Source organism: Streptomyces sp. NPDC047515, assembly GCF_040643055.1.
GTDB lineage: Bacteria > Actinomycetota > Actinomycetes > Streptomycetales > Streptomycetaceae > Streptomyces.
Map to the genome: position 1 here is coordinate 44,260 of NZ_JBEYTM010000052.1, position 13,562 is coordinate 57,821.

At 69.1% G+C, this 13,562-nt stretch carries 13 protein-coding genes and 1 pseudogene; 8 read left to right on the top strand and 6 right to left on the bottom strand.

Features of this window, described 5'->3' with window-relative positions; all coding sequences use genetic code 11:
* The first annotated feature begins 38 nt into the window (after positions 1–38).
* The 4 genes from ABZ826_RS30970 to ABZ826_RS30985 are packed head-to-tail and all read left to right on the top strand — an operon-like array spanning position 39 to position 3,839.
* A complete protein-coding gene (locus tag ABZ826_RS30970) occupies positions 39–260 on the top strand; it encodes an MbtH family protein (protein WP_361455587.1) in 222 nt (73 codons plus the stop codon).
* A gap of 53 nt (positions 261–313) precedes the next feature.
* Positions 314–1,459, top strand: a complete 1,146-nt coding sequence (hppD, locus tag ABZ826_RS30975; RefSeq protein ID WP_361455590.1) for a 4-hydroxyphenylpyruvate dioxygenase — start codon at positions 314–316, stop codon at positions 1,457–1,459.
* Complete coding sequence (locus tag ABZ826_RS30980; RefSeq protein ID WP_361455593.1) at positions 1,456–2,568, top strand: alpha-hydroxy acid oxidase; 1,113 nt, start codon at positions 1,456–1,458, stop codon at positions 2,566–2,568. The genes hppD and ABZ826_RS30980 overlap by 4 nt, the downstream gene beginning before the upstream one ends.
* Positions 2,565–3,839, top strand: coding sequence for a PLP-dependent aminotransferase family protein (locus tag ABZ826_RS30985; protein WP_361455596.1), 1,275 nt, complete (start codon positions 2,565–2,567; stop codon positions 3,837–3,839). The genes ABZ826_RS30980 and ABZ826_RS30985 overlap by 4 nt, the downstream gene beginning before the upstream one ends.
* Positions 3,840–4,183: 344 nt before the next feature.
* On the opposite strand, the gene ABZ826_RS30990 is transcribed toward ABZ826_RS30985, so the two are convergent.
* The 5 genes from ABZ826_RS30990 to ABZ826_RS31010 all read right to left on the bottom strand — a co-directional run bounded on the left by ABZ826_RS30990 (position 4,184) and on the right by ABZ826_RS31010 (position 7,765).
* On the bottom strand, positions 4,184–5,020 hold the full coding sequence (locus tag ABZ826_RS30990; protein WP_361455599.1) for a transposase family protein: 837 nt from the start codon (positions 5,018–5,020) through the stop codon (positions 4,184–4,186).
* A 60-nt stretch (positions 5,021–5,080) separates the two neighbouring features.
* A complete protein-coding gene (locus tag ABZ826_RS30995; RefSeq protein WP_361455602.1) occupies positions 5,081–5,380 on the bottom strand; it encodes a hypothetical protein in 300 nt (99 codons plus the stop codon).
* A 6-nt stretch (positions 5,381–5,386) separates the two neighbouring features.
* Positions 5,387–5,521 (bottom strand): hypothetical protein, encoded by a 135-nt coding sequence (locus ABZ826_RS31000; protein WP_361455605.1) that lies wholly within the window; start codon positions 5,519–5,521, stop codon positions 5,387–5,389.
* Positions 5,522–5,672: 151 nt separating this feature from the next.
* The gene (locus ABZ826_RS31005) at positions 5,673–6,347 is read right to left on the bottom strand and encodes a hypothetical protein (RefSeq protein ID WP_361455608.1); all 675 of its coding nucleotides are present in this window, start codon (positions 6,345–6,347) and stop codon (positions 5,673–5,675) included.
* Positions 6,348–6,652: 305 nt separating this feature from the next.
* Positions 6,653–7,765, bottom strand: a complete 1,113-nt coding sequence (locus ABZ826_RS31010; RefSeq protein ID WP_361455611.1) for a PP2C family protein-serine/threonine phosphatase — start codon at positions 7,763–7,765, stop codon at positions 6,653–6,655.
* Between the two features lie 823 nt (positions 7,766–8,588).
* On the opposite strand from ABZ826_RS31010, the gene ABZ826_RS31015 reads away from it, so the two are divergent.
* The gene (locus tag ABZ826_RS31015; RefSeq protein WP_361455614.1) at positions 8,589–9,737 is read left to right on the top strand and encodes a hypothetical protein; all 1,149 of its coding nucleotides are present in this window, start codon (positions 8,589–8,591) and stop codon (positions 9,735–9,737) included.
* A gap of 120 nt (positions 9,738–9,857) precedes the next feature.
* Here ABZ826_RS31015 and ABZ826_RS31020 read toward each other — a convergent pair.
* Positions 9,858–10,154: pseudogene (locus tag ABZ826_RS31020) on the bottom strand (transposase); the annotation flags it as partial.
* Between the two features lie 132 nt (positions 10,155–10,286).
* Here ABZ826_RS31020 and ABZ826_RS31025 point away from each other — a divergent pair.
* The 3 genes from ABZ826_RS31025 (at position 10,287) to ABZ826_RS31035 (ending at position 13,302) form a co-directional block, all read left to right on the top strand.
* Positions 10,287–11,534 (top strand): aspartate ammonia-lyase, encoded by a 1,248-nt coding sequence (locus ABZ826_RS31025; protein ID WP_361455617.1) that lies wholly within the window; start codon positions 10,287–10,289, stop codon positions 11,532–11,534.
* Positions 11,535–11,617: 83 nt separating this feature from the next.
* Entirely contained in the window at positions 11,618–12,274 is a 657-nt protein-coding gene (locus ABZ826_RS31030) for a hypothetical protein (protein ID WP_361455620.1), read from the top strand.
* A 203-nt stretch (positions 12,275–12,477) separates the two neighbouring features.
* Entirely contained in the window at positions 12,478–13,302 is an 825-nt protein-coding gene (locus ABZ826_RS31035; protein ID WP_361455623.1) for a hypothetical protein, read from the top strand.
* The last annotated feature ends 260 nt before the right edge of the window (positions 13,303–13,562 follow it).

The window sequence follows — 13,562 nt, forward strand, 5'->3', positions numbered from 1 at the left end:
GCCCCCGGACCCACACCCCGCAACGAAAGGCGAACCCCATGACCAACCCCTTCGAGAACGACGACGCCCAGTACCTGGTCCTCGTCAACGACGAGAACCAGCACTCGCTGTGGCCGGTCTTCGCCGAGGTCCCGGCCGGCTGGACCGTGGCACTGCCCGCCGCGAGCCGCGCGGAGTGCCTGGAGTACGTGGAGACCCACTGGACCGACATGCGCCCCAAGAGCCTCGCCGACGCGATGGCCGCGGCCGGCCAGATCTGACCTCCCGGCCCTCCCCACCCGCACCCGCACCACACGAAGGAACCCGACGCCCCATGCCCCAGACAGCCATCTCCCCGTCCCTGCTCGTCAGCCATGTCGAGCTCTACGTCACCGACGCCGTAGCCGCCGCCGAGGCGTTCACCGACGGCTACGGCTTCCAGGTCTTCGCCACCTCCGAGCGCACCGGCCACCGCGCCGGCGCCCAGGGCGCGTGCCGGTCCCTGGCCCTGCGACAGGGCGGCATCGTCCTGGTCGTCACCCAGGCCCTCGACGACATCCACCCGGCCGCCGCGTACACCGCCGCCCACGGTGAGGGCATAGCCGACATCACGCTCGCCGCCGACGATGTGCGCGCCGTCCTCGCCGACGCCGCCGCGCGCGGCGCCGACGTCCTGGCGGAGCCCGCCGAGCACGACGGCGGCTGGGTCACCGCAACGGTCCGTGCCGGATTCGACGACGTCCGCCACACCCTCGTCCAGCGCCCGGCCGGCGCCGAAGCCCATGGCACGCCGCTGCCGCTGCCCGGCTTCGCACCGGTCGTCGAACCGGCCCCGCTGCCCGCCGACTCGCCGGAGCTGACCGTCCTCGACCATGTCGCCGTCAGCGTCAAGATGGGCGAACTGGCCACCGCGACCGGCTACTACGAGCAGGTGTTCGGCTACGAGACCATCTACGAGGAGCTGATGGTCCAGGGCCGGGAGGCCATGGACTCCAAGGCAGTCCGCAGCCCGGCCGGTGACCTCACTTTGACCGTCCTTGCGCCCAGCCCGGAGCACGAGGCCGGCCACATCGGCGACTTCCTCCGGTGTCACGGCAGCGGCGGCGTGCACCACCTGGCCTTCGCTACCACCGAGATCGTGGAGACCGTGGCCCGCCTGGACAAGCGCGGCATCGTCTTCCTCTCCACCCCCGACACCTACTACGAGGCGCTGGCCGAGCGCCTGGACCTCACCCGCCACTCGATCGACGAGCTGCGCGAGGCGGGCATCCTGGCCGACGAGGACCACGCCGGTCAGCTGTTCCAGATCTTCACCCGCACCGTCCACCCGAAGCGAACCCTCTTCTACGAGATCATCGAGAGGGTCGGCGCCGATACCTTCGGCGGCGGCAACGTCCGTGCCCTCTACGACGCCGTCCAGGCGGAAAGGGCCGAGCACGAGGCGACCACCGACACCGACACCGCGGAGTACGGCCGGTGACCCTCCCCGCACTCGACGCGATGCTCACCCCCGCGGACGCGGAGGCCCTGGCGGCGGGCGTCCTGCCCGCCGCCGTGGAGCGGTTCGTCGCCGGCGCGGCCGGGGCAGAACTCACCCTCGCCGCCAACAGGGCCGCCTTCGACCGGACGCACCTGCTGCCCCGCGTCCTCAACGACGTGTCGGCCGCCGGCACCGCCACCACGCTCCTGGGGGAACCTGCCGCACTCCCCGTGGCGATCGCTCCGATGGCCTACCAGCGCGCCGTCCACGCCGAAGGAGAACTCGCTTCCGCCCGGGCCGCGCTGGCGGCCGGCGTCCCCTTCACGGCCTGCACCTTCAGCAGCACCACGGTCGAGGAGATCGCGGCCACCGGAGCCACCGTCTGGTTCCAGCTGTACTGGCTGCGCGACCGCGCCCTCACCAAGGAGCTGCTCGCCCGCGCGGAGGAAGCCCGGGTGAGCGCGCTGATGCTGACCGTGGACACCCCGCGCATGGGCCGCCGCACCGCCGACCTCCGGGGCGCCTTCACCCTGCCCGACGGGGTGGGCGCAGTGCACTTCGACCGCGGCCGGGACGGGGTGCCCGCCGGCCGGCAGGACGGCGTCAGCGCCATCGCCGCGCAGACCGCCCACCTGGTCGACCCCTCCCTGTCCTGGGCGGACCTGGGCTGGCTGCGGGAGCACACCCGGCTCCCGCTGGTCCTCAAGGGCGTCCTCGACCCCGCCGACGCCGACCGGGCCGCCGCCTGTGGCGCCGACGGCATCGTCGTCTCCAACCACGGCGGCCGCCAGCTCGACGGGGCCCTGCCCGCCCTGGACGCGCTGCCCGGCGTGGTCGACGCGGTGGCCGACCGCTGCCCGGTTCTCCTCGACAGCGGCGTCCGCAGCGGTACGGACGTACTCAAGGCCCTCGCCCTCGGCGCCGCCGGCGTCCTGCTCGGCCGGCCCGCCCTGTGGGGGCTGGCCGCCGGGGGAGAGGCCGGCGTACGCAGGGTGCTCACCCTGCTGCGCGAGGAACTCGAAACCGCCCTGGCCCTCGCGGGCTGCGTCACCCCGGCCGACGCCGCCCGCCTGAGTACCGTACGACTTCCGGCAGGCGACCTCCAATGATCACGCTCGACACGCTCCACCCCTCCCTCGGTGACCCGCTGCTCACCTCGATGAACTTCCTCAACGAGATCGCCGGCCGCTACCCGGACGCGCTGTCCCTGGCGGCCGGCACCCCTCACGAGGGCTTCTACGACGTCGAGGACGTCCACCGGGCCCTGCGCCGCTTCTGCGACCACCTGCGCACCGAGGACGGCCGCAGCGAGGAGGAGGTCCGCCGGACTCTGCTGCAGTACGGCCGGACCAAGGGCGTCATCCACGACCTGATCGCCCGCCAGCTGGCCACGGACGAGGGCATAACCGTCGACCCGGAGGCGATCCTGATCACCACCGGCTGCCAGGAGGCCCTCTTCCTCACCCTGCGAGCCCTGCGCCGCGACGACCGGGACGTCCTCCTCGCCGTCAGCCCGGCCTACATCGGCGTCTCCGGCGCCGCCCGGCTCCTCGATCTGCCCGTCCATCCGGTCGCCGAGGGACCGTACGGCATCGACGTCGCCGATCTCGCCGACCGCATCGGGAAGGCCCGCGTCGAGGGACTACGCCCCCGCGCCCTCTACCTGGTCCCGGACCACGCCAACCCGTCCGGCCTGCGCATGCCCCTGCCTGTCCGACGGGACCTGCTGGACCTGGCAACCGCCGAGGACATCCTCATCCTGGAGGACAACCCCTACGGACTGTTCCCCCTCGACGGCGACAGGCTCCCCACCCTCAAGGCCCTGGACGAGGCCGCGACTCCTCGGGTCGTCCACCTCGGATCCCTCTCGAAGACCGTCTTCCCGGGCGCCCGCATCGGCTACGCGGTCGCCGACCAACGCGTCGAGGACGGCCCGTACCTGGCGGACGTCCTGGCACGGGCGAAATCGATGGTCACCGTCAACACCTCGCCGATCGCCCAGGCGGTTGCGGGCGGCCGGCTGCTGGAGCACGACTGTAGCCTGGTCCGCGCCACCGAGCGGGAAGCGGCCCACTACCGCGGCACCCTCCTCCACCTGCTGGACGGCCTCGCGGCCTGCTTCCCCGCGTCCGGTCCGGTGCGCTGGAACACCCCTGCCGGCGGCTTCTTCGTGGTGGTGGAGGTCCCTTTCGAGGTCACGCCCGAGGCCGTGGAGACCTCAGCCCGCGACCACGGCGTCCTGTGGACCCCCCTGCACCACTTCTACGGGTCCACGACCCCGCTGCGGTGCCTGCGCCTGTCCTGCAGCGCCCTTGGCCGATCCCAGGTGAACGAGGCCCTGGACCGCTTCGCGTCCTTCGTCATGGCATGTTCCGCATAGGCCTCCGTACGGCGCGACGACGTGCTGGCCGGTTACCGAGCAGCCTTCCTCACCGCCGCAGGCATCTCGCTCGCGGGGCTGCTCACCGCCGCGGCCGGTATCCGCAGCCCCCGCAGCCTGAACGGCTGACAGGCGCAGCCGCTGGATGCCCGGCGGTGCAGGCACCGCAGAGGGCCGCGAAACCGCGAAGCGGATCGCGGCCCTCTGCCTCTGATCCGGAAAGACCATTGAAGCCTCGCTATCTTCGAACGTGCTGGTCGGAGGGGCTGGCGTGACGGCTCTGCGGGGTGCTCGTGCTGGTCGCGGGCGGGAGTCTGTGGTCTTGATCATCCGTCGACTGTCTGTCATCGGTTGACTTCGAGGTCGGTCAGGACGAGCAGAGCGCGCAGGAGGGCGGTGGCGCGGGCGGGGTCGGTGCGAAGCTTGGTGAGCACGCGCCATGCCTTCAGGTTCGCGAAGCCGTGTTCGACCGGGGCGCGTCCGGCGGCCAGGATCTGGTTGGCCTGCTTCTGGCCGGGCGTGAGCTTGCGGGCGCGGGTGGCCTTGTAGCCGGTGACGATGACCAGGTCGGCTGGGTTGTCGGGCTTGTCCACGCCGATGAAGCCGAGGTCGGCCAGGGCGCCGAGACCGGCGGCCTTCAAGTGCTCGACGATCTTGTCGCGGCGGGCGGCGGTGGCGTCGTGGGTGCGTCCGGGCCGGGCCGCGGAGATCCAGATCAGCTTGCCCCTCTCGTCGGTCAGGGCGAGGAAGTGCAGGCCGTGGCGGTGGTGCTTGCCCGAGTAGTTTGGGCGGTTGGCCGCTCCGGTGCGGCGCTGGGTGGGGATCAGGGTGCCGTCGATCAGCACGACCTCTCCGCCCCGCCTGGCTATCTGGCGAAGTGCCCGGTCCAGGCGCGGGGCCTTCGCGGCGAGCAGGTCGATCATCTCGTCGCGCCAGCGCCGCAGGGTGGACTCCGGCACGCCGTTGCCGCCGGCGAGGTCGAGGAGGCGTTGGTCGTGCCGCAGCATGGCCAGTACGAGCACAGCGATGCGGCCCGGCGGCAGCGGCCTGAACGGGGAACGTATCGCTTTCAGGCGGGATCGCAGCAGGTCAGCGAGGTAGACCAGGGTGCTCGTGGACAGGTTCAACTTGCACTGGTAGACAAGGGAGACGCCCTCGGCGGGCTCGTTGTTATTCGTCATACAATCTCAACGACCGTCGGGGGCGCCCAAGTTACGCGCTGATGCGCGCGGCCGGCCTGGTCACGGGCGTGTGGTGAAGCGGCCGTCGGGCAGCTTGCGCAGCCAGCCCCGCCCGGCGAGCTTGGACAGCTTCCCGCGCAGCGGCTCCAGCTTGCCCCGCACCGCCACCTCCAGCCCCAGAACCGCGCCGACCTGCTTGACCGTCACCGGCGCCCCGGCCTGGCACACGATCGCGAGGAAGCGCTGGTACTCCGGCGGCAGCGTATCTTCGGTCACGCCGGGCCCTCGGTGCGGGATCAGCAGCACCGCATGGCCCGCGACCTGCGCGGTCGCCGGCTCGGCGGCGAGCTGCTCGGCCATCCGCTGCTAGACCCGCTCGGCGATGGCGAGCTCGTCGCGCTCGGCCCGCGCCTGATCAAGCTGCTTGGCCAGCTGTTCTTCCAGTTCGTCCAGTTCCGCGCGCCGCGCGGCGATTCGCTCTGCGATCTCGGACTTCACCATGAACCGGATGGTAAGCGGCGCAAGGGCGGTGGAGCGGAGGAACCAGAGAAACCGCCCCGGCCCGCTTCATCAGGCGTTCTCTGCGTCTTGGTCGGATCGGGTGCAAGCCACGTGAGCGATGTCGGCCCTGACGGCCGGGGTCCTGTTCGGCTCAGGAGTCCTGGACGAGCAGCTTGCCCTGGGCGCCGTCCTCGGACACGAAGGCGAACACCCTCGGCGACGAGCCGAGGTTGAGATGGAACGGCATCCAGTTCGAGTCCAGCTGCAGCAGCAGCAGCCAGGGGCCGCCGTCCGGCCACTCGTCGCCCTGGAAGAACGAGGGTGTTCCGCCGATCTTGGCGCCGTCGATCCGCTCGACGTAACGGTCCCGGTCGGCAGCGGGCAGGGCTTCGAGTTCCTCATCCGTCATGGGATCGGGCTCGCCGACCGGGCGGAGGCCGACGGTGAACTCCACCGGCGACCCGTCGCGGCTGTAGATCCCGGGGCCGGTTGCCAGCGGGCGCACAGGGCCGGCGTAGTCCCCGCCTGGCTGCACGATCACCGCGTTCTCGCCGCCGTCGGGGTCGATGACGTCGGGGTCGAAGAAGTCGTCTTCTCCGTGATCGGCGTGGGTCACGAAGACGTAAGCCATCTTGCCCTGGTCGGCCGCTCCGAGCACCGGACCCAACTCGATCTGGCCGACGAACCGCATCGGCCGGTCCCATGCCGCACTGATCGGCCACTGCGGGCCTGTCAGCCACACGGGTTGGCCGCCGAACTTGGTGGTCGGCGTGGAGATCGGCCGGCCGGTCACGGAAAAGCCCTCGATGCGCAGTGTTCTCACCATGCCCGGCATCATGTCAGCCGATGGCGACATCTCAGGTCCGGTCGGACTTCGCTGAGACAACCTCCCATCGGTCAAACTCTGCGGAGCCTGGTGAGGATCTCACCAGGCTCCGCACCGACCCAGCCCGCGCTACCGCCCTTCTGCGCGCTCTGCCCGTCCTGACGAATCACGAAGCCAGCCGGTGACGGACGATCAAGACCGCAGACTCCCGCCCACCACCAGCACGAGCACCCCGGCCGAGCGCCACGCCAGGGCCTCTGACCAGCACGTTCGAAGATGGCGAAGGCTCAATCTCTCCCCCGGCGCTAGCTGGGGTGTCCGGTGGGCGCGCGGCGGATGGCGATGAGGGCGACGTCATCGTCGAGGCCTCCGCCGGTGTAGGCGACCAGGTCGCGCTCGATGTGGTGCAACAGGGCCTCGGGAGGGCTGTCGGTCCACTGGACGGCGCGTTCCGCGAACGGGTAGAAGGTGCCGTCGTGATCACGGGCCTCGATGACACCGTCGGTGTAGAGGAGCAGGGTGTACCCGGGACCGAAGGGCAGCACGTCAAGGGTGTAGTCACCGGGGTCCGTCATGCCGACACCCAGCGGGGGTGCGGGGCGCAGGTCCGGGACGGTCACCGCGTTGCCCGGACCGAGCAGCAAGGGCGCCGGGTGGCCGCAGCTGGTCATCCGGATGACGGGCTCCTCGTCGGGGATCTCCAGCAGAAGGGCGGTGACGAAGCGTTCCCCGGCCTCGTCCTCCGGCGCAAAGTCGGCCAGGTGGCGCGCAACGCTCCGCTCCAGGGCGGCGGCCAGATCGGGCAGGGCGGCGTGCTCGTGGGCGGTCTCGCGGAACGCGCCGAGCAGGAGGGCAGCCTCACCGATGGCGGGCAGGCCCTTGCCCCGCACGTCACCGATCATCACCCGGGCCGCGCTGTCGGTGCGGGCCGCGGCGTACAGGTCGCCGCCGATCACGGCCTGGTCCTCGGCGGCCAGGTAGAGGCAGGCGAGCTGCAGCGGGCCGAGCCTGCTCGGCAACGGCCACAGCAGGACGTGCTGAGCGGCCTCGGCCACCGACCGTACCTGGGCCAGCTCGCGGCTGCGCCGATCACGCACCACACAGATGAGCACGACCAGCGCCGAAAGCAACGCTATGGAGAGAGCCTGCATCAGCGAGTTCCGCGAGGTGAGCACACCGAAGCGCCAGCCGATGAACCCCTGGGCCACCACCGCCAGAGCCCCGATACCGCCCGTCGTCCAACGCCCGGCGCCGAACCACGCGGCGATCGCGGGCGCAATCACCAGCAGCGGACTGAGGACAATGTCGACCGGGATCACGGCATCCGCAACCGTGATCACCACGATGAGCGCGACCGGGATCACCAACGACTGCCACGGCTGCCTCATGCCGGCAAAGCGCCGCCCAAGCACGCTCATGCTCCTAGACTGCACCCTCCCGCAGCGGCCAGCGAGAAGAGCCGGCCGCATCGGCGGGACGGTACGCGTGTGGGATCTGGCCGGCGGGAGCAGACGGGCCCACCACTGGTGTTCCCGCTGCCGGTTCACGCTCTGACCCCGACGTCGAGTGGTGGGCTTCGGCCATGAGGTCGCGGTACTGGCGCGCCACGAGGACTCGGCGCCGCTCGACCGCCGGGCGTGAGCGGAGGCGGCGGCATCGGTCCGGGCGGACCCCGGGCTGTGACACCGCCCCGGCCACCGAGATGCCCGCCGACGATCCGGCCGCGATGCTGCGCCGCGCGTACGCCGACCCGCTGGTGCGCTTCGGCCGGACCTCTTGGACGACCTCGGCGTCACCTTCGGTGAGGGCTGGGAGCTGGCCTCCCGGTCGGCACCGGGCGCCGACCGGGTCCACCGGTGGCGAAGGTGCCGAGGGCAAACCGGTGCGGGGTGCTGCGGCCGGCCCTGTCCACGACGGCGAAGCTGTGCTCGTCCACTGTTGTCGGCCGCCTCGATGCGGACCTGGGCGGCCAGAGCGGGCAGGCCGGCCCGTTCGGCGAGCGCGACCAGCGGAAGCAGCCCCGCATCCGCGATCAGATCCGGCTCGTCGAAGAGTGCGGAGACATGGACGGCGGCATGGGAAGATTGCATCTCGGAAGAGCCTTGTCATCGTGCGTGCTGGAAGCCTCAAAAACTCCCATCATCGCAGGTCGCAAGGCTCTTCCTCGTTCCCGGAGAAGTTGTCCACAGAACAGACGTCAGCCGGTGGATCCGGGCTGAGGGCTTCTGTCACCATGGCGCGATGAGGAACACCGAATCCGTCACCCTGTCGCTCACCGGACCCGCGAGCCACACGATCGTCCGAGAACCGGGCGTCGGCAGCCTGACGATCGGACCGGCCGACGCCGGCGGCCCGCGACCCGACCTCGTCGTCCTGGCCGACGACACGATCAACTGGTCCGCGTTCGACGGGGACGCCTTCTGGCCGCGCTACCTGACCTACCGGGGGAACGACGTCGGCTTCTTCGCCTGGTCGATGAAACGCCCCGTCGAGTCCGTGACATGGATACCGCAGGCCGCCGCAGAAGTTGACGCCGGCCGGGCCCGGATCAGGGAACTAAGGGTCGACCTGCACGCGGTCGGCCTGGACATCGTCCTGCCGAACGACTGCTCCAGCTTCGTGGCAGTCGGCGACCTCTCACTGCTCAAACCGAAGCTGGCCGCAGACGCGCTCTGCCCACGGCTGAGGTTCTGCCCCACGACCAAGCCATCACGGCGAGACGATCCGCTCAGCTTGCCGAACTTCCCCACCCTGGCCGCCGCCACCTCGGTCAGTGTCACTGTCGAACCGTTGCGGCAGGCATTCGACTGCACCAGCCTGCTGCAATTTCCCCGAACACGGCATGTTTCACTGCAGGGCCAGCTCACCGGCCTAGAAGCGCTGGCACGCTTCAACGATCTGGTGGGACTGGAACTGCGGTACTGCCCCGATCTGTCCCCCCTGCCATCCCTGGGCGCCTGGCCGGACCTCACCACCTTCATCGGCTGGAACATCGACGAAGCCACCGGCAAGCGGCTGCGCACCGAGATCCGCAGCCTCACCCGGACGGCGGGGCGGCAGTGGGAGTTCGCCTCGGCGAAACAGCTGCGATCGCCGGAATGGTTCGCCACGGAATACGGCCTTCCGTTCTCCGGGTGGCCGGCGAAGGCTGCACGCGTCGCTGTCAAGGAATACCGTGCCGCCGAAGCCGGCATGGTCGCCTCGCCTTCCCTCCGTGGCGCCGAGGCGGCAATCCGCGCCTTCGTCCGAGCTGTCAACGTGCTGCCGGCTGTCGAGACGACAGAACGTGAGGATGCCGCTGAGGCGGTCGTACAACTCGCCGCGAGCGCACCGGTGGACATCGCGGTGGACCTCGCCCTGTCCTGGTTCGAGTTGGAGCGGGACTTCTAGTAGGGCTTTGTTGGGTTCTGGGATGTGGTTCGGGTTCTGGGGTGAGTTGGCCGCATATCGAGCAGGCGCCGGTCAAGGTGGCCAGGAGGGTCTGGAGTTCGCGGAGGACCGTGTATAGGGTCAGGCCGGCGCAGGGGCTTTCGGGTCGAGCCGCAGCAGGGTGCAGAATGCCTGGGCGAGTGAGGCGAGGGTGACGTGGCGGCGCCAGCCGAGGTAGTTACGGCCCTCGAAGTGGTCCAGGCCGAGGCCGTCCTTGAGTTCGCGGTAGTCGTGCTCAACTCTCCATCGGATCTTGGCGATTCGCACCAGCTCGCGGAGCGGGATGTCGGCGGGCAGCGTCGAGAGCAAGTATTCGGTCGGCTCGGCCGAGTCGGGAGGCCACTCCACCAGCAGCCAGCACTCGGGCAGGGAACCGTCGGCGGCCCGGCGGATGGTGCGGTTGGCCGGACGGACGCGCAGGGCCAGGAACTACGAGCGCATCTCGGCGTTCGGGTTGTGCTTGGTGGCGAAGACGCACTCGTTCTGCGACCTGCATAGCTTGGCGGCCCGATGCCGCCGGAACGTCGGGTTCAGGACCTGGGGCACCTCGATGCCCACAAGGCCGACGCGATCGTCGCCGCCTGCGAAGAAATCCGCTCCGGCAAGCTGCACGACCAGTTCGTCGTGGACGTCATCCAGGGCGGGGCGGGCACCTCGACCAACATGAACGCCAACGAAGTCATCGCCAACCGCGCCTTGGAGCACCTCGGCCGACCACGTGGCAACTACCGCCATCTGCACCCGCTGGACGATGTCAACGCCGGGCAGAGCACCAACGACGCCTACCCCACGGCCCTCAAAGTGGCCCTTCACCTGACCGCCCACCGGCTCAAGGAGGCCATGGCGACCCTGCGGCACGCCTTCGAGACCAAGGCCGACGAGTTCGCGGACGTGATCAAAACGGGCCGTACCCAGCTTCAGGACGCGGTACCGATGACGCTCGGACAGGAGTTCGGCACCTATGCGGTGATGCTGGAAGAGGACGAGCAGCGTCTCGCCGAGGCCTGCGGACTGATCCGTGAGATCAACCTGGGCGGTACGGCGATCGGTACCGGCCTCAACTCCCCTCCACGCTATGCCGAACTGGCCTGCGCGTACCTGTCCGACATCGCCGGCATCCCGCTCAGCACCGCGTCCGACCTGGTCGAAGCCACCCAGGACGTCGGAGCGTTCGTCCAACTCTCCGGAGTCCTCAAGCGCATCGCGGTCAAACTCTCCAAGACCTGCAACGACCTGCGCCTGCTCTCATCCGGCCCCCGGGCGGGATTCGCCGAGATCAACCTCCCCCCGGTACAGGCCGGATCCAGCATCATGCCGGGCAAGGTCAACCCGGTGATCCCCGAGGTGGTCAACCAGATCGCCTTCAAAGTCGTCGGCAACGACGTCACCATCACCTTCGCCGCAGAAGCCGGACAGCTCCAACTCAACGCCTTCGAACCGGTCATCGCCCACTGCCTGTTCGAAAGCCTCACCCAACTGCGCGCCGGATGCCTGACCCTGGCGGAACGCTGCGTCCGCGGCATCACCGCCAACCGCGACCACCTCCGGGCCACGGTGGAGAACACCATCGGCATCGTCACCGCCCTCAACCCGCACATCGGCTACGCCCAGGCCGGCGCCGCCGCACAGGAAGCGCTCGTCACCGGCCGCACCGTCGCCGACATCGTCCTGGCACAGGGACTCCTCACACAGGCCGACCTCGACGACATCCTCCGCCCGGAAGCCCTCGTACGATCCGGCAGCCGCAGTTCCGGGTGACAGCGGGAAGGAAGCGGGCAGCGATGGCGCAACCCGGCCATCCCGCCGGCAACACCCTCACCAACGGATGGCAGTGTTGGCGCATGGCCGAAGACGAAAATCCCCATCCTGATGACTGGCCGACGCAGGCACGCCAGTCGTTCCTCACCGCCATGTGGAACATGACTCTCGACGAGGATGCCTACACCGACGGCTACCCGTCGTGGATCGAGTCCTGGCTACGAGGTCACGGGCAGGACAACGTTCCTGGCAGCGCATCGGCTGCGGCGCTGCAACGGATCCTGGCATGCGGTGTGGATCCGGACGATCTGACGGACGTGGTGCGGCAGATGCAGCACGATCTTGTCTACAACGTCTGCCAACTGATCGACGATCCAGGGCTGTTGGGCATCGGACTGGACGAGGACTGGTCCGAGCAGACGGACGTCCGCTGGGAGCTGGTGGCGGTCCGCACCGCACGGCCGACAGTGCGGGCAGCGATCGATGGACTGCACTCCTCACTCGACGATCTCGACCCAAGCGGTCGCTGCGGCGAGCCACGCGGCCGACCCGTTCCCGCCCGGCTGCCGGGCCAGCCCCTCCACGCGCGGCTGGCCGTTGCCCACGTCCGCTCGGGCGACCGTATCCAGGCGATCAACACCTGGCGGAAGGCGACCGGCGCGTCGTTGATGGAGGCGAAGGCAGCCATCGACCAGCTTCTCGACCAGTCGCGGCAAGATCCGGAGAACTCGCAGCAATGACCGAGGAACGGCTGTCGCACACGCCGAAGTTGTGACGGCCAACCGGCCGGCGGAGATTCGCAGCTCCCTTACCGTGCCCCGGAAATCCTTCGGTGAGCACCGCAGAGCTTCCCTGGATCGGGATAGGATCGAATCCAATTCAACGGGAAATCGGACTGCGCCTGAATTTGATGGATGCTTGAGTTTCAGACGAGAGGGCACCAATGGACAAGCGCGCGAAGCAGATCCTTTTCCGAACCCATTGGAAGAATGGCTGGATCGACCGTTCTGCTCGTCGCATCGACCCGGCGGACTTCGAATATGCGAAGTCAATGGGCCTGATGTTCGACCCGGTGGCGACAACACATGATGTGTGTGTACGGCAGATCAGGGAATCGCTTCTGAGCGTTCCGGTGGAGAAGGCCGCACGCGCGTTCCTCAGCAGCCTTTCGCAGCGTCGGCTGGACTGGCGGTCGGGCTTGGCATCGTATGTCATCGCCGAACAGGTGGCAGCACACTCATACGCCCCCGCGGTGGTCGGGCAGCTCTTGGGCGCTGGCGGAAAGGTGATCCACACCAGTTACTCCTGTGGCGCATGCCGGGACTGCGCCGTCGAAATCGTCGGCCACGAGGCGTACGAAGCCGTAGACCTCAACGTGCTGAATTTTGAGCGAATCAAGTGGGGTGGCATCCGGCACGATCACCTTGAATATATATGGTTCGACCTTGAGCAGTTGTCGAAGTCGAATATCCCTGATCCGACCCCCGAGGACATCGCGATACTCGCCGCGTTGCTGGAGGTCATCGAAAAAAGCCGGCCCACCGACCACCCGGGTGCATTGGTGAAGAACCTGGCCCCCGTGATCACCTCCACGAAGGACGAAAGGGTTCAGCTCATCGAGATCCTCGCCGGCGCCGGCGTGCTCCGCCGCCGCCGGAGGGACCTCACGGTGGGGACCAGAGGCGACTGGAGACTCGTAGGGGAATGGCGTGGCGAAGACGGCTACGACAAGAGCGCGGTCGAGGCGCTCTTCGGGCAGTATCTCTGACGAGCACGCCGATGCTGTCGATGGTAGCCGTTCCGGCAAGGTGCGTCGTCGAATGCCCGGGGTGTGCCGCGCCAGAAGGCCCGTAGGGCAACTCCCCGTGACCCGCAGATTAGCCTCGATCTTTCGTGATTGGTCGTCAGCTTTGGTTGGCGGCTGATGCGTCGCTGTGGAGAGTGTGCGGGCAAGCGGAGGGCCCGATCGTCACATCGGGTGGGCGCCGGGTTCCACGGTTCCGGTCGGTGGTTCTTTCTGTTCGTCGG

Bases quoted from the DNA above. Each gene is read 5' to 3' on its own strand.
- ABZ826_RS30970 (WP_361455587.1), top strand. From the start codon at position 39: ATGACCAACCCCTTCGAGAACGACGACGCCCAGTACCTGGTCCTCGTC.
- hppD (WP_361455590.1), top strand. From the start codon at position 314: ATGCCCCAGACAGCCATCTCCCCGTCCCTGCTCGTCAGCCATGTCGAG.
- ABZ826_RS30985 (WP_361455596.1), top strand. From the start codon at position 2,565: ATGATCACGCTCGACACGCTCCACCCCTCCCTCGGTGACCCGCTGCTC.
- ABZ826_RS30990 (WP_361455599.1), bottom strand. From the start codon at position 5,020: ATGACGAATAACAACGAGCCCGCCGAGGGCGTCTCCCTTGTCTACCAG.
- ABZ826_RS30995 (WP_361455602.1), bottom strand. From the start codon at position 5,380: ATGGCCGAGCAGCTCGCCGCCGAGCCGGCGACCGCGCAGGTCGCGGGC.
- ABZ826_RS31000 (WP_361455605.1), bottom strand. From the start codon at position 5,521: ATGGTGAAGTCCGAGATCGCAGAGCGAATCGCCGCGCGGCGCGCGGAA.
- ABZ826_RS31005 (WP_361455608.1), bottom strand. From the start codon at position 6,347: ATGGTGAGAACACTGCGCATCGAGGGCTTTTCCGTGACCGGCCGGCCG.
- ABZ826_RS31010 (WP_361455611.1), bottom strand. From the start codon at position 7,765: ATGAGCGTGCTTGGGCGGCGCTTTGCCGGCATGAGGCAGCCGTGGCAG.
- ABZ826_RS31015 (WP_361455614.1), top strand. From the start codon at position 8,589: ATGAGGAACACCGAATCCGTCACCCTGTCGCTCACCGGACCCGCGAGC.
- ABZ826_RS31025 (WP_361455617.1), top strand. From the start codon at position 10,287: ATGCCGCCGGAACGTCGGGTTCAGGACCTGGGGCACCTCGATGCCCAC.
- ABZ826_RS31030 (WP_361455620.1), top strand. From the start codon at position 11,618: ATGGCCGAAGACGAAAATCCCCATCCTGATGACTGGCCGACGCAGGCA.
- ABZ826_RS31035 (WP_361455623.1), top strand. From the start codon at position 12,478: ATGGACAAGCGCGCGAAGCAGATCCTTTTCCGAACCCATTGGAAGAAT.